Raw genomic sequence first — 18,461 nt, 5'->3', positions numbered from 1 at the left:
CGTTGTTATGACTCTCATTGTTTCGGATCGTCGCACATTGATCGTAGGGCTCGGTAAGACCGGGCTCTCGTGTGTGCGTTATTTGTCCGAGCAAGGCCGGTCGGTGACCGTGGCCGATAGTCGTGCTAACCCGCCGGGGCTGAGCGAGCTGAAAGAGGACTGGCCAGACGTGTCGGTGCACCTTGGAGAGTTTGATCCCGATCTATTCACCGGCTTCAGTGAACTCGTTGTCAGTCCCGGGATCAGCATCGCAGAGCCCGCCATAGAGGCGGCTGCAAAGAACGGAGCTTTGATCCGCGGTGACATTGATCTGTTTGCCGAGGCCGCTGATGCGCCTGTCGTTGCAATCACGGGATCGAACGGAAAAACCACGGTAACCACGTTGCTGGGCGAGATGGCGAAAGCGGCCGGCCGGAACGTACAAGTGGGCGGGAATATCGGTACGCCAGCTCTGGATCTGCTTGGAAAGGGCGCAGATCTTTACATCCTCGAGGTGTCGAGTTTTCAGCTGGAAACCACCGATGCGCTCAATGCTGTGGCGGCGACCGTGTTGAACGTCAGTGATGACCACATGGATCGTTACCCGGACAAAATGGCGTATTTTCAGGCCAAACAACGGGTATACCGCGGCTGCAAGCATGCGATTGTGAATCTTGATGATGCGCTGAGCACTCCAATGGCGCGGGATAACCTGCGCTTTCTGTGCTTCGGCTTCAATCGGGTTAACCCCGATACCTTCAGTACCCGGGACGACGATCAAGGTACCTGGATTACCTTTGGCTTTGATAACTTGCTGCTCGCCAGCGAATTGAAGTTGATGGGGCGCCATAACATCAGCAATGTGATGGCGGCGTTGGCGCTTGGTCAGGCCGCCGGACTGCCGATGGCCGTGATGCTGGATGTGGCTAGAGCGTTTCGTGGTTTGCCGCACCGCTGTGAATTTGTCCGCAATCTGGATGGCGTGGATTACATCAACGATTCCAAAGGCACCAACGTCGGCGCAACGGTCGCCGCGATCGAGAGCCTGGCACCGGATCAGGGCAAAGTGGTTTTGATTGTAGGAGGCGATGGCAAAGGTGCTGATTTTGCGCCCTTGGCTGCGCCAGTTCGCGCATGTTGTCGTGCCGTGGTGTTGATTGGCCGGGATGCCGGAGCCATTTCAGACGCGCTGGGCCACGGTATTGAAAAGATCTCTGCGGACACTCTGCAGCAAGCCGTCAGCAAAGCTCGGGAAGTGGCCTGCGCCGGTGACCGGGTGTTGTTGTCGCCAGCCTGCGCCAGTTTCGACATGTTCAAAGACTACAACGACCGCGGCGATCAGTTCCGCGCGTTGGTGGAGGCACTGTGATGCAGATCGCCGCCAGTATCCCTCAACATCAGGCCAAAGCTTTCGAACTTCAGCCTCTGCCGGTGTTGGTGCTGACATCCGTGGCATTACTGGTGATCGGTATGGTGATGATCTCTTCCGCCTCGATGGACGTTGCCGCTGCCACATTAGGTAACAGCTATCACTACGTGGTAAGGCAAGTGATTTTCGCCATGTTGGGTTGTGTGGCCGCGCTGGTGGCCGTGAATATCCCGGTGTCCTGGTGGGAGCGTAGTGGCTGGTTGCTGCTAGGTGTCGGTTTGATGGTTCTCGTTCTGGTTTTGACTCCACTGGGCCGCACGGTAAATGGGTCAACCCGCTGGATACCCATGGGCATTTTCAACGTTCAGGTGTCCGAGGTGGCCAAGCTGTGCCTGATTGCTTACCTCTCGGGTTACGTCGTGCGCCGCCGTGAAGCTTTGTTGAATGATTGGTCGGGCTTTTTCCGGCCATTGATCGTTTTGGGATTGGCGGTTGGTCTGCTGATGATCGAGCCGGACTTTGGTGCCTCGGTGGTGCTCAGTGCAGCAGCAGCTGGCGTGATTTTTCTCAGTGGCGTTCGGCTGACACGATTCTTGCCGTTGATCGGGTTGATGGTGGTTGCCGGAACAATATTGGTTGTCAGTGCGCCTTACCGTTTGAAGCGGGTCGTCAGTTACCTGGACCCTTGGAAAGATCAGTTCGATAGCGGTTACCAGCTGACCCAATCGCTGATTGCCTTTGGGCGCGGTGAATGGACCGGCGTCGGGCTGGGTAACTCCGTTCAGAAACTGTTCTTTTTGCCGGAGGCCCACACCGATTTCATCTTCGCGATCATTGCTGAAGAGTTTGGTTTGATTGGCGCGTTAATTGTCGTCGCTCTGTTTACCGCCTTGGTGGTCAGCGGTTTTGTGATCGGTCGCCGGGCCGAGCGAAGCGGTATGCCATTCGGCGCGTGTTTCAGCTATGGCATCACGATGCTGGTTGGATTGCAGGCCGCCATCAATATGTGTGTCACGACCGGTTTGTTGCCCACCAAAGGGCTCACGTTACCCCTGGTCAGTTATGGCGGATCCAGTCTGCTGGTGACGTGTATCGGGCTAGGCATTATCGCCCGGGTGGAAATGGAGCGGCTGGATAAAGAGAAAATGGCGGCAAGCAAGCCTGTCCGGAAAATAAAGGGAGGCGCGGTTTATGACTAATCCACGTCGATTCCTGATGATGGCCGGTGGCACTGGTGGTCATGTGTTTCCGGCACTGGCAACGGCCCGGGCTCTGGAAGAGCAGGGCCATGAAGTGCATTGGCTCGGTGCCAAAGGTGGCATGGAAGAGCGGCTGATTGGCGAAACCGAGATACCGCTGTCGCTGATTCACATTAAGGGGTTGCGAGGCAAGGGCAAGCTGGCGTTGTTGCTGGCACCGTTCCGTTTGATGCGGGCGCTCGGTGAAGCTTATACCCTGCTGCGCAAAATCAACCCGGACTGTGTGGTCGGTATGGGTGGCTTTGTGACCGGGCCCGGTGGAGTGGCCGCCTGGTTGTTACGCAAGCCGTTGATCATTCATGAACAGAACGCTGTAGCGGGCATGACCAATCGACTGCTGACGCGCTTTGCCAGCACAGTGTTGGAAGCCTTTCCGGGCAGTTTCGGTGACAAGACCGTGACCCGCTGCACGGGTAACCCGGTGCGGAAAGACCTGGCAACGTTGCCGGACCCCGCGCAAAGATTGGGCGGCAGAACCACGCCAGTGCGAATTCTGGTGGTCGGTGGCAGTTTGGGCGCGCAAGTGTTTAACCAGCAATTGCCGCAGGCGCTGGCAACCTTACCGGAAGGCGAGCGGCCGGAAGTGCGCCATCAGTGCGGCGAAAAAAACGCAGACGCCGCGCGCCAAGCCTATGAAGCCGCAGGGGTTACAGCCTGTGTTGAGCCCTTTATCCGCGATATGGCGGAAGCCTATAGCTGGGCAGATCTTGTTATTTGCAGGGCGGGCGCATTGACGGTTTCGGAGTTGTGCGCAGCGGGTGTCGGCGCAGTACTGGTGCCTTTCCCGCATGCCGTGGACGACCACCAGACCCGCAATGGCCAGCACATGGTGAAGGCCGGTGCCGCCTTACTGGTGCCGCAGTCTCAACTGACGCCGGAAGTCCTGGCCGACACCCTGAAGGATTTGGCGGGTAACCGCGAACGTATTCTTACTATGGCACAGGCCGCCCGTTCGCTGGCGCGCCCTGATGCAACGGAGAGAGTTGTGAATTATTGTCTGGAGGCCGCCAATGGCTGATTCGAACAATACGCCACTGGTGTATCAGGTTCCCGAAATGCGCCGTATCCGCGGTATCCATTTTATTGGTATCGGCGGCGCAGGTATGAGCGGCATTGCCGAGGTTCTGAAGAACCAGGGCTATGACGTATCCGGCTCAGATATCAAAGAGAGCGTGGTCACTGACCGCCTCCGCGCCATGGGCATCCAGGTTTATATCGGCCATCGTGAAGAAAACAGTGCCAACGCCGATGTGGTGGTGGTGTCGTCTGCGGTGTCGTCGGATAACCCGGAAGTGGTGTCAGCCCGTAGTCGCAGGGTGCCCATCGTGCCTCGTGCCGAGATGCTGGCGGAGATTATGCGCTACCGCCACGGAATTGCGGTTGCGGGTACCCACGGCAAAACCACGACCACCAGCCTGATCGCGTCAGTGTTTGGTGAGGCAGGACTGGACCCCACCTTTGTCATTGGCGGCAAACTCAACAGTGCCGGTACCAACGCCAAACTGGGTGGCTCCCGCTATCTGGTGGCAGAAGCCGATGAAAGCGATGCCTCCTTCTTGCATCTGACGCCCACAATTTCGGTGGTTACCAATATCGAAGCAGACCATATGGAAACCTATGGCGGCGATATTGAAAAACTGAAACAGACGTTCGTGGACTTTCTGCACAACCTGCCGTTCTACGGCATTGCTGTGATGTGCGTGGACGACCCTTATGTGCAGGAAATTATTCCGCGCATTTCCCGAGCCATCATCACCTACGGCATCGACAATCCGGATGCAGACTATCGGGCCGAGAATATTTCCTCCGACGGCCTGAAGACGCGTTTCGTAGTGCGCCGCCCGGGTGGTCGCCCTGATCTGGACGTCGAGCTGAAAATGCCCGGTAGACACAATGTGCTGAATGCACTGGCGGTGATCGCGGTTGCGACGGATGAAGGTGTAGACGATAAGGCTATCTGTCGGGGCCTGGCCGGATTTGCCGGCGTGGGCCGCCGTTTCCAGGTCTACGGCGAATACCAGACAGCGAACGCGCAAGCCACCTTGGTGGATGACTACGGTCACCATCCGACAGAAGTGGAAGCGGTTATCAAGGCGGCTCGAGGCGCCTGGCCTGACCGCCGTATTGTCATGCTGTACCAACCTCACCGGTTCACCCGTACCCGTGATCTTTACGAAGATTTTGTTCGGGTGCTTTCCGAAGTCGATGGTCTGTTGTTGATGGACGTGTATTCCGCCGGCGAGGCCGCCATTCCCGGAGCCGACGGGCGCGCGTTGTGCCGCAGTATTCGCCAGCGCGGCAACGTCGAGCCGGTATTCGTTGAAGACAACCGGGAGATCGAAGGTCTTCTGGAAAAAATGCTTCAAGACGGCGACTTGCTGATTACCCAAGGCGCCGGAGACATTGGCGGCGTGGCGGCACGCCTCGCCGCAGCAGGAGTAGCGAAAAGTGAGTGATATGAGCCATACCGACTCCGATAACTATTTGGCATCGCCCGAGCTGGTGAAAGCCTTGGGCCGGGTTGCGGTCTTTATGGGAGGCAACTCTGCCGAGAGGGAGGTTTCCCTGAATAGTGGCGAAGCGGTGTTGTCAGCCCTGCAGTCGGCTGGTGTGGATGCCCATGGGATCGATGTTCAGGGCTGTTTGCTGAGCACCGTAGAATCCCCGGAGTTTGACCGGGTCTTTATTGCCTTGCACGGTCGTGGTGGCGAGGACGGGACGTTGCAGGCGATTTTGCAGCAGGCGGGAATTCCCTATACCGGTAGTGAAGTGCTGGCATCGGCGCTGGCAATGGACAAGTTGCGCACCAAATACGTGTTCGAAGGCTGCGGGCTTCCGACTCCGGCGTTTCGAGCCATGAAGTCTGCCGAAGAAGCCGAAGACATTGTGGCCAAGTTGGGCACTCCGCTGAGCGTAAAGCCTGCTCATGAAGGTTCCAGTATTGGCATTCGCAAGGTGCGCAGTGTCAGTGAGTTGGTGGAAGCCTACGAAGCGGCCGCAGCGATGGATGATCTGGTTCTGGTAGAGCAGTGGATTGAAGGCCCGGAGTTCACCGTCAGCCTGCTGCAAGACAAAGCACTGCCTGCGATTGGATTAAGCACCGATCACGACTTCTACGATTACGACGCGAAGTATCTGGCGGACGATACCCGCTATCGCATTCCTTGCGGGTTGTCGGTGGAAAAAGAGTTGCAGTTGCAGCAGTTGGCGCTAGACGCGTTTCGTGTGGTCGGCTGCCGCACGTGGGGCCGCGTGGACATCATGCAGGATGCGCAAGGGGAATTCTGGCTGCTGGAGGTTAACACGGTACCGGGCATGACCGATCACAGCCTGGTTCCGATGGCGGCGAAAGCGGCTGGCATCAGCTTTCAGGAGTTGGTGGTGAGGATTCTGGAAGACACTTTGGTGGAGGCACCGAATGCTTGAAACACTACTGATCCGGAGCCGGGCGGTACCGCCTGAGCAGCCCCGGCGACGGGGGGCAACCACCGTAGAGCCAGGGCAAGACCGGTTTGGGGTGTTGAAAGCAATTTTGGCGGCTGTGCCCTGGTTGCAGGTTGGCCTGGGCGCAACGATCGTTCTGTTAGCGGCGTTGGTTCCGTGGGGAACCGATCGTTTGTTAACGGCCATGGATCAGCAGATCCTCGCCGTCGATGTTCAGGGGCAGTTTGTCGGCGACAGCCGGGTTGACCTGGAGCGGGCAGCCGGAGCCTGGATCGGTAAAAGCTATTTTTCGACCGATCTGGCAGACATCAAAGCGTCTCTGGAGCAGAGACCGTGGGTTGAATCTGCCGCAGTCAAGCGGGTTTGGCCCGGGCGCTTGGTGATCGATATTCGCGAGAAAAAGCCGCTGGCTTATTGGAGTGACGGCCGCTTGGTGAGCCGTTCCGGCGAGCTGTTCTCACCGCCGAACCCGGAGGTGGCAGGCCGCCTGCCAAGACTGTCGGGGCCGGATGAGCGGGTGAGAGAGGTGATCACCATGGCGCGGACAATGAGTGAGCAGCTATACGGCTACGGGCTTGGTTTTGCCGGGTTAGCGCTGGAGGCGCGAGGTGCCTGGACGCTGACGCTCGCGAATGGCATCGAAGTGGTGCTGGGGCGTGACAAAGTCGAACAGCGATTTGAGCGCTTCATAACGGTTTACGAGAACCGGTTGGCGTCCCGCGTGGACGAGGTCAGCCGGGTAGATGCCCGCTATACCAATGGCATAGCGGTGCAGTGGAAAGCGGATGCAGCAGTGGCTGCTCCGAAATCCTGATAACGAATATTACGAACTTGGGGTTTGGTGAATCACATGTCATCGGTTGAAACGGAAAACATGATTGTCGGCCTGGATATCGGAACCTCCAAGGTGGTTGCGATCGTCGGCAAGCGCAAAATGGATGGAACCATTGAAGTCGTCGGAATTGGCTCGCACCCATCTCGCGGACTCAAGCGCGGAGTGGTGGTGAATATCGAGGTTACTGTGCAGGCCATTCAGCGGGCGGTGGAAGAAGCCGAACTGATGGCAGGTTGTCGGATCCACTCTGTTTACGCGGGTATTGCCGGAAGCCACATCAAGAGCCTGAACTCACACGGCATCGTTGCGATTCGGGATCGGGAAGTAACCCAGGCGGACATTGACCGGGTGATTGATGCGGCTCAGGCCGTCGCGATTCCGGCAGACCAGAAAGTGCTGCACATTCTGCCGCAGGAGTTTGTCATCGATAACCAGGAAGGCATCAAAGAGCCCATGGGCATGTCCGGTGTGCGGCTTGAGGCCAAGGTGCATTTGGTGACATGTGCGGTCAACGCGGCCCAGAACATCGACAAGTGTGTGAAGCGCTGCGGACTGGAAGTGGATGACATCATTCTGGAACAGTTGGCCTCCAGCCACGCGATTCTGACCGAAGACGAGAAAGAGCTTGGGGTTTGTGTAGTGGATGTGGGTGGCGGAACCACCGATATTGCCGTATTTACCGGTGGCGCCATCCGCCATACCGCTGTTATTCCCATCGCCGGTGATCAGGTGACCAACGACATCGCCATGGCCCTGCGTACGCCGACCCAGAATGCGGAAGAAATCAAAATCAAATACGCCTGCGCTCTGACCCAGCTCGCAGGTGCAGAGGACACCATCAAAGTGCCCAGCGTTGGTGACCGCGCTCCACGCGATCTTTCCCGACAAGCGTTGGCGGAAGTTGTCGAGCCTCGCTACGAAGAGCTGTTCACCTTGGTGCAGTCAGAGTTACGCCGCTCGGGATTTGAAGAAATGATTCCCGCAGGCATCGTGATCACCGGCGGCTCCTCCACCATGGAAGGGGTGGTAGAGCTGGCTGAAGAGATCTTCCACATGCCGGTAAGGCTGGCCTGTCCGCAGGCGGTCTCCGGGATGACGGAGGTCGTCAACAATCCGATTTACGCCACCGGCGTTGGGTTGTTGATACATGGTTTCCGGCAAATGGATCTTGGCCGGACACCGGTGCTCAAAGCTGAGGATGCTCCCTCATTAATTGAGCGCATGAAAGCCTGGTTTACCGGTCAGTTCTGACGGTGATCAGGAAGTAGTACACGAAGGTTTCTCGAAAACACAAAACGAATGCAATAGCCGGTCTGGATAGACCGGAAACAGCACGAAGGAGTAGGGGATATGTTTGAACTCGTAGATAATGTGCAGCAAAGCGCAGTCATTAAGGTTGTCGGTGTTGGTGGCGGTGGTGGTAACGCCGTTCGTCACATGCTTAACAGTGACATTGAAGGCGTGGAATTTATTTGCGCCAACACAGACGCCCAGGCACTGACAGACCTGGACGCGCGTCAGATCATTCAGTTGGGTGGCAACATCACCAAAGGGCTGGGTGCGGGTGCCAACCCGGAAGTTGGGCGTCAGTCGGCCCTTGAAGATCGTGACCGCATCGCTGAAGCGCTGAGCGGATCCGATATGGTATTTATCACCGCAGGTATGGGCGGCGGCACTGGTACCGGAGCAGCACCGATTGTTGCCGAGGTAGCCCGTGAACTGGGCATTCTGACCGTAGCGGTAGTCACCAAGCCGTTCCAGTTCGAAGGCGGCAAGCGCATGAGCGTGGCGGAATCCGGCCTGAAAGAGCTGGAAGAAAGCGTTGACTCACTGATCACCATCCCGAACGAAAAGCTGCTGGCGGTCATGGGCAAGAAGACCAGCCTGCTGGATGCATTTGCTGCAGCTAACGATGTTCTGCTGGGTGCTGTTCAGGGGATCGCCGACCTGATCACCCGTAACGGTATGATCAACGTTGACTTTGCCGACGTGAAAACGGTGATGTCCGAGATGGGCATGGCGATGATGGGTACCGCTCGTGCTACCGGTGAAAATCGGGCGCAGGAAGCTGCTGAAGCGGCCGTTCGCAGCCCGCTGCTTGAAGACGTTAACCTGCAGGGTGCCAAAGGTATTCTGGTTAACATCACAGCCGGTATGGATCTTAACCTGGGTGAGTTCACCGAGGTGGGCGACATTATCCGTGAATTTGCTTCCGAATCTGCCACGGTTGTTGTGGGTACCGTGATTGATCCGGAAATGACGGAAGAGTTGAAAGTCACGGTTGTAGCAACCGGTCTGGGTGGTGATCGCGAAAAGCCGACCAAAGTGGTGGATAACTCCCGCACTCTGGATGGCAAAACCGATTACAACCAGTTGGATCGTCCGGCCATTCTGCGTCGTCGCGCAGTTACGCAGGGCAACGTGGCACTGGACCAGAGCAAAGAAAGCGAAGAGCAAGGCGTGGACTATCTCGATATTCCCGCATTCCTTCGTAGGCAGGCTGATTGATAGTCTGGCTCGATGCTGACAGGCAGGCGTGCATTCGTTAAGAGTGCAGGGTTGTAAGCCTTTGTCAAAGACGAGCTGGTTGATCATAGCCATAAGCTATTGCACAAGTTAACTAAACTTGTGTTGGTTAAATGGTGCTCAGTCTTGAATTCTGATATTCTTCGGGCAGATTTTTGCTCAGAATATCGCTCTTTTGTGACGGAATAATGACCGATGATTAGACAACGCACACTCAAAAACACCATCCGCGCGACCGGTGTAGGCCTGCACTCAGGGGAAAAGGTTTACCTGACCCTGAAACCGGCCCCGGTCGACGCCGGAATCATTTTCCGGCGCACGGACCTCGACCCCGTGGTTGAAATTCGTGCCTGCGCGGAAAATGTGGGTGAGACCACGCTGTCCACGACGCTGGTAAAAGACGGTGTGCGTGTGGCAACAGTAGAGCATTTGCTGTCTGCTATGGCTGGTCTCGGAATCGACAACTGTTACGTGGAGCTTAGCGCTGCCGAAGTGCCGATTATGGACGGCTCGGCCGGACCGTTCGTGTTCCTGCTGCAGTCTGCAGGCATTGCCGAACAGGAAGCCGCCAAGCGCTTTATCCGTATCAAGCGGGAAGTGACCGTTGAAGAAGATGGCAAGAAAGCCACTTTCGTGCCTTTCGAGGGCTTCAAGGTCAGCTTTGGTATTGATTTCGATCACCCGGTATTCAAGGGCCGCGCCCAAACCGCCACGGTCGATTTCTCAAGTACATCCTTCGTGAAAGAAGTGTCCCGCGCCCGTACATTCGGATTCATGCGTGATATCGAAAAGCTGCGAGCCATGAACCTGGCCCTCGGTGGTAGTGTCGATAACGCGATTGTGGTTGATGACTACAAGATTCTGAACGAAGACGGTTTGCGCTACGACGACGAGTTCGTCAAGCACAAAGTGCTGGATGCGATCGGGGATCTTTATCTGCTCGGCAACAGTTTGATTGGTGAGTTCCGTGGCGTGAAATCTGGCCACGACCTGAACAACAAACTGCTGCGTAAGCTCAGGGCTGAAGAGGAATCCTGGGAAGTAGTGACCTTCGAAGACGAAGCAACTGCTCCGATTTCCTATATGAAGCCTGTGCTGGCGGTCGAGGGCTAAGGCGGGACGCCTTAATCTCGGACGTGGCTTGCGAGTTTTTCGAGAACCTCGCGTAGAGCTTTATCCTTCGTGTGCCCGGCTTCCTCTGAGAGGAGCCGGGCATTTTCTTTGCTAAGGGGCATTTTTTCGACTTTTTTGCGTGCTTTATAGCGGGCGGGCGCAACCTTAACCCGCACCTTCCAGACGAACCGGAAGAGTTCGTTTTCCCTCAGTGCTTCCATAATTTCGTGTTGGCGGAATCTCAGCCGGGTGGCTTTGCTGGCGGTATCCGTTGACAAGACCAGTTCCCCGTCCTGACAAGAGACAAATCGAGAGCCTTCCCTGAGTTCATCGGGAATGGCCGAAAGCACAATTTGTTCAGCTTCCAGGTGCATTCCGGCTTTCGCAAACAGTTGCTTCAGGGTGGTCCCGGAGCTTTCCGAAACTGTGCTGAAGATCGTTTTTTGATCGATTTTTTTGCTCATTGCCGGGTTTTGCTCGACTCTGCGGTTTACGATTGGTTACACTTCGGCACGTTTTATGCGTAGCGTCTATAACACGGCCGTTTTACATTGTGATGGAAGTCAATGTCTACCGGATGCTACGACTTTTTTCAGTGCGTAGTTGTTGCTAAGGATAGCAGACCCGCTCGGAAACACTCCGGGTCGCAGCACTACACGGATATGGTTGCGACTCCCTATATGACACCGAACGACGATATGAATGTAATTTTCGTTGGCAAAAGCCATGGTCAGCCAAGATCTCTTAACCTGAATGCAGCAACCCTAGTTGGCCTCTTGCTAGCCGTATTGGCAGTGGTGTTTGCAGCCGGTTGGGGGGGCTACCGTCTTGCTATGGAACAGGTCGCTGCAGCGGAACCGACGGAATCCGAGTTGGTCGCTGAATGGCGGGCAAAACTGCAAGAGCAAAAGGCCGAAATGGACCGGGTACGTCAGGATGTGGATCTGCAGATTGATGCTTTGACCCTCCGGTTGGGCCGAATTCAGGGTAGCTTGCTGCGATTGGATGCGCTGGGCCAGCGCTTTGTCGAATCCGGTATTGTCACCAGCGACGAGTTTAATTTTGATCAACCTGCAGCCGTGGGTGGCCCGGAAGAGGGTGGGCTGTCGGCAGATTCCTTTCGCGCACCTGAACTGACCGACATGATCGATCAGGTCGAAGCGCAAATTGAAGACCGGGAAAAACAGTTGCGCTTGTTGGAAAAGGTTGCCTCGCGCCAGAAGCTGGAAGACGAGCTGTACGTACAGGGCCGTCCGATTACCTGGGGGTGGCTGTCTTCAAAGTATGGTTACCGCTCCGATCCGTTCACCGGCAAGCGTACCTGGCACAGCGGTGTGGATCTTGCCGGAAAAGACGGCAGCGACATCATTGCAGTGGCCAGCGGCGTTGTGACTTATGCTGACGAGCGTTATGGGTACGGCAATCTGGTCGAGATTGATCATGGCGAGGGGCTTGTGACCCGTTACGCCCACGCGAAAGCCATCAAGGTGAAGGTGGGAGATATCGTTCAGAAGGGTCAGAGTGTCGCTCTGATGGGCAGTACCGGCCGCTCTACCGGGCCGCATGTGCATTTTGAAGTTATCCGCAATGGAAAACCCGAAAACCCCGAAAAATATATCCGGCGCGCAAGCCGCTGATTTCATTCCCGTGAAGCCCTCCTTTTGTCCTTCGCCTAAATAAGGTTAGAATGCCGGCTTCCTCCGTTTAACTGAAGAAGCCGTGGTCTATGTTCACAAAGCTCGCAACCAAGATGTTTGGCAGTAAGAACGCTCGAGAAATCAAGCGGATGCGCAAGGTTGTCTTGCGTGTCAATGAACTTGAAGAGCAGTTTAGTGCACTGTCGGATACCGAATTGCAGGGCAAGACTGCCGTGTTCCGCCGTCGGTTGGAAGAGGGCGAAACGCTCGACGCCATTCTCCCCGAAGCGTTTGCCACCGTTCGTGAGGCCAGCCGTCGCGTGATGGGTATGCGCCATTACGATGTTCAGCTGGTGGGCAGTATGACGCTGCACGAAGGGCGTATCGCCGAAATGAAAACCGGTGAAGGTAAAACCCTGGTTGCGACCGCCGCGGTGTATTTGAACGCACTGCCGGGCAAGGGCGTACACGTTATTACCGTGAACGATTACCTGGCACGCCGTGACGCGGAATGGATGGGCAAGCTCTACCGTTTCCTAGGCATGGAAGTCGGTGTTGTCGTTGCCGGGCAGGCGCCGGAAGAAAAGAAAGCTGCCTACCAGGCTGACATAACCTACGGCACCAACAACGAATTCGGTTTTGATTACCTGCGCGACAACATGGCCTTCAGCATCGAAGACAAGGTGCAGCGCGGGCTGAACTTCGCTATTGTTGACGAAGTCGATTCCATTTTGATCGATGAGGCGCGCACGCCATTGATTATTTCCGGCGCTGCGGAAGACTCCTCGAAGATGTATCAGGCTATCAATACACTGATCCCCAGTTTGGAAAAAGGCGAGGTCAGTGAAGAAGGTGAATCCACCGGTGACTTCACCATTGACGAAAAGTCCCGCCAGGTGGAGTTGACCGAAACCGGCCACGAAAAAGTGGAAGAGCTTCTGCTGAGCCGTGGTTTGTTGCAGGAAGGCGAAAGCCTCTACTCGGCAGCCAACCTGGGCCTGCTGCACCATGTTCACTCCGGCCTTAGGGCGCACCATCTTTTCCAGAAAGATGTCGATTACATCGTGCAGGGTGGTCAGGTCGTTATTGTTGATGAGCACACTGGCCGTACTATGCCGGGCCGCCGCTGGAGCGAAGGGCTGCATCAGGCGATAGAGGCAAAAGAAGGTCTCAAAATTCAGGCTGAAAGCCAGACGTTGGCTTCAACCACCTTCCAGAATTACTTCCGGTTGTACGAAAAGTTGGCCGGCATGACCGGTACGGCAGACACCGAAGCGTTCGAATTCCGCCAGATTTACGGCCTGGACGTGGTGGTGATTCCGCCTAACAAACCCATCCAGCGTATTGATTACAACGATCTGGTGTATCTGACGCAGGAAGAAAAATTCCACGCCATCATCGATGAGATCAAAGACGTCACCGCCGAAGGTCGGCCGATTCTGGTGGGTACGGCTTCCATTGAAGCATCTGAATTGTTGTCGATGTTGCTGAAGAAAGCGCGTATCGAGCACAAAATTCTGAACGCCAAGCAGCACGAATCCGAAGCTCAGATTATTGCTCAGGCGGGCCGCCCGGGGGCTGTCACCATTGCCACCAACATGGCAGGCCGTGGTACGGATATCGTGCTGGGCGGTAACTGGGAATTTGAAGCCGCTGGCATGGCCGATGCCTCGGAAGAAAAAATTGCCCGACTCAAGGCGGAGTGGACCGAGCGCCACAATCAGGTGCTGGAAGCCGGTGGCTTGCACATTATCGGTACCGAACGTCACGAATCCCGCCGGATCGACAACCAGCTGCGTGGTCGTGCGGGCCGTCAGGGTGACCCGGGGTCGTCCCGTTTCTTCCTGTCGCTGGAGGATAACCTGATGCGGATCTTCGCGCCCGAGCGTGTGAAGAATCTGATGCAGGCGATGGGCATGAAAAAAGGCGAAGCCATCGAGCATCGCATGGTCACCAACGCCATCGAAAAGTCCCAGCGCAAAGTGGAAGGCCGAAACTTCGACATGCGTAAAACGCTGCTTGAATACGACGACGTTGCCAACGATCAGCGTACTGTTATTTACGAACAGCGTAATGAGGTTATGGCCTCAGAAGACGTATCTGAAATGGTCGATACCATTCGGGAAGATGTGGTGGATTCGCTGATCAGTGAGTTCATTCCGCCCCAGAGCATGCCCGAGCAGTGGGACGTGGCCGGGCTGGAAGCGCAGCTGCAGTCTGAAATGGCCATTGAACTTCCGATCCAGCAGTGGCTGGAAGAGGACAGCAAACTGTTCGAAGACAATCTGCGCAAGAAAGTACTCGACGCGATTGTTGCCGAGTATAAAGCGAAGGAAGAAATCGCTGGCGCCGAGTCCATGCGCAAGTTCGAAAAGCAGGTGTTCCTGCAGGTGCTGGATACGCTTTGGAAAGAGCACCTGTCCAACATGGACCACCTGCGCCGCGGCATTCATTTGCGTGGCTATGCCCAGAAGAACCCCAAGCAGGAATACAAACGCGAGGCGTTCAACCTGTTTGAAAACATGCTGGAAGGCATGAAACGGGATGTCGCCCGAGTGTTGAGCCACGTTCGCGTGCAGAGCCGCGAAGAGATGGAAGAAGTCGAGCGTCGCCGCAAAGAGGAGCTTGAGCGCGAAATGGCGCGGGCCAATCTGCGTCACGACGAAACCAGCGCCGCTGCGCCTGTGCAAGGTGAAGGAGAAGGTGGGCAGCAAGCAACGCCGGACACCTTCGTCCGCCAAGAGCGAAAAGTAGGCCGAAACGAGCCTTGCCCTTGCGGGTCTGGTAAGAAGTTTAAGCAATGCTGCGGTAAGGTGAGTTAAACCGGCACCTAAGCGCACGAACCAGAACCCGCAAACTGCCTGATCAGGAGCAGCTTGCGGGTTTTGTCGTTTTCAGATTGGTACTCATTCAAGGAGATTCGCATGGCGGTAGGTCCCGGAACTTTGCCGGAGTTTCATCCGGTAGCAGGGGTTAAGATTGGTATTGCCAGTGCAGGCATCAAAACGCCTGGTCGTAAGGATGTTGTGGTGTTCGAACTGGCTCCCGAGGCACGGGTAGCGGGCATATTTACGCAGAATCAGTTCTGCGCCGCCCCTGTTGTGCTGAGCCGCCGCCATCTGGCTGAAACCGCACCCCGATATTTGCTGATTAATACCGGCAATGCCAACGCCGGTACTGGCGATGCCGGGTTGGCGGATGCGCAGCGCTGTTGTGAGGCTTTGGCAGAAAAGGCGGGTGTGGACACAAACTGCGTATTGCCGTTCTCTACCGGCGTGATTGGCGAGTCATTGCCGGTTGAGAAGATCGTTGCGGTTTTACCCGACGCGCTGGCCGGTGCATCCGAAGACCGCTGGGCGGAAGCGGCCAGCGGTATTATGACCACCGACACCCGGCCGAAAGGCGCGTCCTGCCAAATTGATTTGAATGGTCATAAGGTGACGATCTCCGGGATCAGTAAAGGCGCCGGGATGATTCGCCCCAACATGGCCACCATGCTTGGATTTATTGCCACGGACGCCAGGATTGCGCCGGCCGCTTTGCAAGCATTGGCTTCCGAACTGGGTGAAAAATCCTTTAACCGGATAACCATCGACAGCGATACCTCGACGAATGACGCTTGCATGCTCATTGCCAGCGGATCATACGATGGCCCGGAGATTACCGAAGACAGCCCGCTGTTCAACCAACTCAAAGAAGCATTGCGGAAGATCTATCTGGAGTTGGCTCACGCTATTGTTCGTGATGGTGAAGGCGCCACCAAGTTTGTGACCATTGATGTGGCCGGCGCAGCGACTCAGCAAGAGGCGTTGGATGTGGCCTATACCGTGGCTCATTCGCCATTGGTGAAGACCGCGCTGTACGCGTCAGACCCGAACTGGGGCCGTATTCTGGCGGCCGTGGGCCGGGCTGGAGTTCCGGATCTGGACTTGCAGGCGCTGGAGATCTACCTCGGCGATGTGTGCTTGGTGCGTGATGGTGGTCGAGCTGATGACTATTCCGAGGAGCGTGGCCAGGCGGTGATGGATCAGGAAGAAATTACCATCGCCATCGACCTGAAGCGCGGAGAAGTGCGGGAAACGGTCTGGACCTGCGATTTTTCCCATGACTATGTGACCATCAATGCCGAATACCGCAGTTAATCGCCCGTCCGTGCCCAAGCTGGTTCATGTTGCCGTTGCGGTTATTGTCCGCGACGGTCGCGTGTTGATTGCGCGCCGCCCTGATCACGTCCATCAGGGCGGCTTGCTGGAGTTCCCCGGTGGCAAGGTAGAGGCGGGGGAAAGCGTTCAGCAGGCATTGGTGCGCGAGATCGCGGAGGAAACCGGGTTAGCGGTTCCGCTGGAGAGCCTTGAGCCGGTGATTGGTATTCGTCACGACTACGGCGACAAGCAGGTTTTTCTGGATGTGTGGAAAACCTCGGCGGCGAAAGGTGAGCCGGAAGGGCGAGAAGGTCAGCCCATTGAATGGTTACCGCCGCATTTGTTACAGGACGCGGATTTTCCGGCGGCCAACCGGCCGATCATTCGAGCGTTGAACCTACCCGTGAATCTACCAATAACCGGTGCCATGGCATCGTGGGAAAATGGGTGTCGTCGGTTTGCAGCTGCATTGCCTTCCCTGCAACCCGGGTTGGTGGTTCTGCGCGCGCCGGAGTTGTCCGCGCAGGATTACCGAAAGTTGGCGAAAGCGGTATTGAGTGCGGCCGAAAATTCCGGAGTTGGGGTGTTGCTGCACGGCCGTCCGGATTTGCTGTCTGAATTTCCCGAGGCCGCCGGCGTACACCTGCCTTGGCGCGAGGCTGAAAGGTTGTCAGAGCGCCCTGTGCCGGCAAACCGGTGGTTGGGCGTGTCTTGCCATAGTGCTGAGCAATTGCGCCATGCGGAACGTGTGGGGGCGGACTACGCGGTCTTTGGTCCGGTCTTGCCAACGGCCAGTCATCCCGGTGAGCCTGGGTTGGGCTGGCAGGAGTTTGAGCGCCAGGTATCGGCGGCCGTAATTCCGGTTTATGGGTTGGGTGGTTTAGCGCTGGAGCATCAAGCTCGAGCGCGGGAATGTGGCGGGCAAGGTGTTGCCGGCATCAGTTTCTGGTGGCCGCCCCATGAAAATCGATAAGCTGAAAATAAATACAGAGGGAGCCAAGCGTGAGCAAACTGACCCATCTTGATGAAAAAGGCGAAGCGCGAATGGTCGATGTGACGGAAAAAGCCGTCACCGAGCGGGAAGCGCGGGCTGAGGCAACGGTGCGTATGTTGCCGGAAACTCTCAGGATGATTATCGATGGCGAGCACCCGAAGGGTGATGTCTTGGCTACCGCCCGGATTGCGGGCATCATGGCCGCCAAGAAAACTCACGACTTGATTCCGCTTTGTCACGCGTTGAATCTGACCTCCACCAAGGTGCTGTTGTCGCCGGGGGCTGATGGCGCGTCGGTTCATATTGAAACCCGCTGCAAGCTGTCTGGCCAGACTGGTGTCGAGATGGAAGCGCTGACGGCCGCCTCGGTAGCCGCGCTGACACTGTACGATATGTGCAAGGCGGTGGATAAAGGAATGGTGGTCGATAACGTTCGGCTGCTGGAAAAAAAAGGCGGTCGTTCCGGTCATTGGTTAGCTCAGACTACGCCCCGCTAGCGGCCACGTGATAGAATGCCCGCCCCATTTGTCAGAACCACGAGGAATTACAGTGGCTGTTCGTTACATTGAGACCTGCCGTTTGCCTACCCCCTTTGGTGTCTTCGATATGCACGGCTTTGAAGAGATCGAAACCGGTAAGGAGCACGTGGCCCTGACATTGGGTGACATCAGCACCGATGAACCCGTGCTGGCGAGAACCCATTCCGAGTGCCTGACGGGGGATGCCCTGTATAGCATGCGTTGCGATTGTGGTTACCAGCTTGAGGAGGCATTGCGAAGCATTGCCCGTGAAGGGCGTGGATTGTTGATGTATTTGCGCCAGGAAGGTCGGGGCATTGGACTGCTCAATAAGATTCGGGCCTATCGCTTGCAGGACCAAGGCGCTGACACAGTCGAAGCCAACGAACAGCTGGGCTTTGGGGCAGACATGCGGGATTACAGCATGTGCCAGGACATGTTGAAGCACTTGGGCATTGGTCGCTTGAAGCTGATGACCAATAATCCGAGAAAGGTGAAGGCGCTCGAGTCTTATGGGGTAAACATTGTTGAGCGGGTACCTCTGCATGTAGGCCGGAATCCCCACAACGAGCATTACCTCAACACCAAACAGAGTAAACTGGGGCATTGGCTTGAAACCCATCAGGACGATGATCCGGTCTGATC

16 protein-coding genes are annotated in these 18,461 nt (G+C 56.4%); 15 read left to right on the top strand and 1 reads right to left on the bottom strand.

The genetic code is table 11. The features are described 5' to 3' along the window. Positions 1–7: 7 nt before the first annotated feature. The 9 genes from murD (at position 8) to lpxC (ending at position 10,525) form a co-directional block, all read left to right on the top strand. On the top strand, positions 8–1,348 hold the full coding sequence (murD, locus tag JAO79_RS12940; protein ID WP_199007672.1) for a UDP-N-acetylmuramoyl-L-alanine--D-glutamate ligase: 1,341 nt from the start codon (positions 8–10) through the stop codon (positions 1,346–1,348). Then, on the top strand, positions 1,348–2,547 hold the full coding sequence (ftsW, locus tag JAO79_RS12935; RefSeq protein ID WP_199007700.1) for a putative lipid II flippase FtsW: 1,200 nt from the start codon (positions 1,348–1,350) through the stop codon (positions 2,545–2,547). The genes murD and ftsW overlap by 1 nt, the downstream gene beginning before the upstream one ends. Continuing rightward, complete coding sequence (murG, locus tag JAO79_RS12930; protein WP_199007671.1) at positions 2,540–3,625, top strand: undecaprenyldiphospho-muramoylpentapeptide beta-N-acetylglucosaminyltransferase; 1,086 nt, start codon at positions 2,540–2,542, stop codon at positions 3,623–3,625. Before ftsW ends, murG begins: the two co-directional genes overlap by 8 nt. Further along, positions 3,618–5,063, top strand: coding sequence for a UDP-N-acetylmuramate--L-alanine ligase (gene murC, locus JAO79_RS12925; protein WP_199007670.1), 1,446 nt, complete (start codon positions 3,618–3,620; stop codon positions 5,061–5,063). Before murG ends, murC begins: the two co-directional genes overlap by 8 nt. 1 nt (position 5,064) lies before the next feature. Then, positions 5,065–6,033 (top strand): D-alanine--D-alanine ligase, encoded by a 969-nt coding sequence (locus JAO79_RS12920; protein WP_199007699.1) that lies wholly within the window; start codon positions 5,065–5,067, stop codon positions 6,031–6,033. Further along, entirely contained in the window at positions 6,026–6,865 is an 840-nt protein-coding gene (locus tag JAO79_RS12915; RefSeq protein WP_199007669.1) for a cell division protein FtsQ/DivIB, read from the top strand. The genes JAO79_RS12920 and JAO79_RS12915 overlap by 8 nt, the downstream gene beginning before the upstream one ends. 36 nt (positions 6,866–6,901) lie before the next feature. Further along, positions 6,902–8,137 (top strand): cell division protein FtsA, encoded by a 1,236-nt coding sequence (gene ftsA / locus JAO79_RS12910; protein WP_133006405.1) that lies wholly within the window; start codon positions 6,902–6,904, stop codon positions 8,135–8,137. Positions 8,138–8,236: 99 nt separating this feature from the next. Further along, on the top strand, positions 8,237–9,394 hold the full coding sequence (gene ftsZ / locus JAO79_RS12905; RefSeq protein WP_199007668.1) for a cell division protein FtsZ: 1,158 nt from the start codon (positions 8,237–8,239) through the stop codon (positions 9,392–9,394). 213 nt (positions 9,395–9,607) lie between these two features. After that, entirely contained in the window at positions 9,608–10,525 is a 918-nt protein-coding gene (gene lpxC, locus JAO79_RS12900) for a UDP-3-O-acyl-N-acetylglucosamine deacetylase (protein WP_199007667.1), read from the top strand. A gap of 11 nt (positions 10,526–10,536) precedes the next feature. Here lpxC and JAO79_RS12895 read toward each other — a convergent pair whose 3' ends face one another. Then, a complete protein-coding gene (locus JAO79_RS12895; RefSeq protein ID WP_199007666.1) occupies positions 10,537–10,989 on the bottom strand; it encodes a DUF721 domain-containing protein in 453 nt (150 codons plus the stop codon). A gap of 216 nt (positions 10,990–11,205) precedes the next feature. On the opposite strand from JAO79_RS12895, the gene JAO79_RS12890 reads away from it, so the two are divergent. The 6 genes from JAO79_RS12890 (at position 11,206) to ribA (ending at position 18,459) form a co-directional block, all read left to right on the top strand. Further along, positions 11,206–12,162: a M23 family metallopeptidase gene (locus JAO79_RS12890; RefSeq protein WP_199007665.1), complete on the top strand. Its 957-nt coding sequence runs from the start codon at positions 11,206–11,208 to the stop codon at positions 12,160–12,162. 89 nt (positions 12,163–12,251) lie between these two features. Further along, positions 12,252–14,984, top strand: coding sequence for a preprotein translocase subunit SecA (gene secA, locus JAO79_RS12885; RefSeq protein ID WP_199007664.1), 2,733 nt, complete (start codon positions 12,252–12,254; stop codon positions 14,982–14,984). 102 nt (positions 14,985–15,086) lie between these two features. Beyond that, complete coding sequence (gene argJ / locus JAO79_RS12880; protein WP_199007663.1) at positions 15,087–16,304, top strand: bifunctional glutamate N-acetyltransferase/amino-acid acetyltransferase ArgJ; 1,218 nt, start codon at positions 15,087–15,089, stop codon at positions 16,302–16,304. Then, positions 16,285–17,277 (top strand): Nudix family hydrolase, encoded by a 993-nt coding sequence (locus JAO79_RS12875; protein WP_199007662.1) that lies wholly within the window; start codon positions 16,285–16,287, stop codon positions 17,275–17,277. The genes argJ and JAO79_RS12875 overlap by 20 nt, the downstream gene beginning before the upstream one ends. Before the next feature lie 29 nt (positions 17,278–17,306). Beyond that, positions 17,307–17,795, top strand: coding sequence for a cyclic pyranopterin monophosphate synthase MoaC (gene moaC / locus JAO79_RS12870; protein ID WP_199007661.1), 489 nt, complete (start codon positions 17,307–17,309; stop codon positions 17,793–17,795). Positions 17,796–17,847: 52 nt separating this feature from the next. Continuing rightward, positions 17,848–18,459 (top strand): GTP cyclohydrolase II, encoded by a 612-nt coding sequence (gene ribA / locus JAO79_RS12865; protein ID WP_199007660.1) that lies wholly within the window; start codon positions 17,848–17,850, stop codon positions 18,457–18,459. Positions 18,460–18,461: the final 2 nt, after the last annotated feature.

It is taken from the genome of Marinobacter litoralis (assembly GCF_016427555.1).
GTDB lineage: Bacteria > Pseudomonadota > Gammaproteobacteria > Pseudomonadales > Oleiphilaceae > Marinobacter > Marinobacter litoralis_A.
This window is presented reverse-complemented; position numbering and strand designations above follow the sequence as displayed.

What these genes read in the sequence shown, in the direction of transcription:
- murD (WP_199007672.1), top strand. Translation starts at nt 8, where the DNA reads ATGACTCTCATTGTTTCGGATCGTCGCACATTGATCGTAGGGCTCGGT.
- ftsW (WP_199007700.1), top strand. Translation starts at nt 1,348, where the DNA reads ATGCAGATCGCCGCCAGTATCCCTCAACATCAGGCCAAAGCTTTCGAA.
- murG (WP_199007671.1), top strand. Translation starts at nt 2,540, where the DNA reads ATGACTAATCCACGTCGATTCCTGATGATGGCCGGTGGCACTGGTGGT.
- murC (WP_199007670.1), top strand. Translation starts at nt 3,618, where the DNA reads ATGGCTGATTCGAACAATACGCCACTGGTGTATCAGGTTCCCGAAATG.
- JAO79_RS12920 (WP_199007699.1), top strand. Translation starts at nt 5,065, where the DNA reads ATGAGCCATACCGACTCCGATAACTATTTGGCATCGCCCGAGCTGGTG.
- JAO79_RS12915 (WP_199007669.1), top strand. Translation starts at nt 6,026, where the DNA reads ATGCTTGAAACACTACTGATCCGGAGCCGGGCGGTACCGCCTGAGCAG.
- ftsA (WP_133006405.1), top strand. Translation starts at nt 6,902, where the DNA reads ATGTCATCGGTTGAAACGGAAAACATGATTGTCGGCCTGGATATCGGA.
- ftsZ (WP_199007668.1), top strand. Translation starts at nt 8,237, where the DNA reads ATGTTTGAACTCGTAGATAATGTGCAGCAAAGCGCAGTCATTAAGGTT.
- lpxC (WP_199007667.1), top strand. Translation starts at nt 9,608, where the DNA reads ATGATTAGACAACGCACACTCAAAAACACCATCCGCGCGACCGGTGTA.
- JAO79_RS12895 (WP_199007666.1), bottom strand. Translation starts at nt 10,989, where the DNA reads ATGAGCAAAAAAATCGATCAAAAAACGATCTTCAGCACAGTTTCGGAA.
- JAO79_RS12890 (WP_199007665.1), top strand. Translation starts at nt 11,206, where the DNA reads ATGACACCGAACGACGATATGAATGTAATTTTCGTTGGCAAAAGCCAT.
- secA (WP_199007664.1), top strand. Translation starts at nt 12,252, where the DNA reads ATGTTCACAAAGCTCGCAACCAAGATGTTTGGCAGTAAGAACGCTCGA.
- argJ (WP_199007663.1), top strand. Translation starts at nt 15,087, where the DNA reads ATGGCGGTAGGTCCCGGAACTTTGCCGGAGTTTCATCCGGTAGCAGGG.
- JAO79_RS12875 (WP_199007662.1), top strand. Translation starts at nt 16,285, where the DNA reads ATGCCGAATACCGCAGTTAATCGCCCGTCCGTGCCCAAGCTGGTTCAT.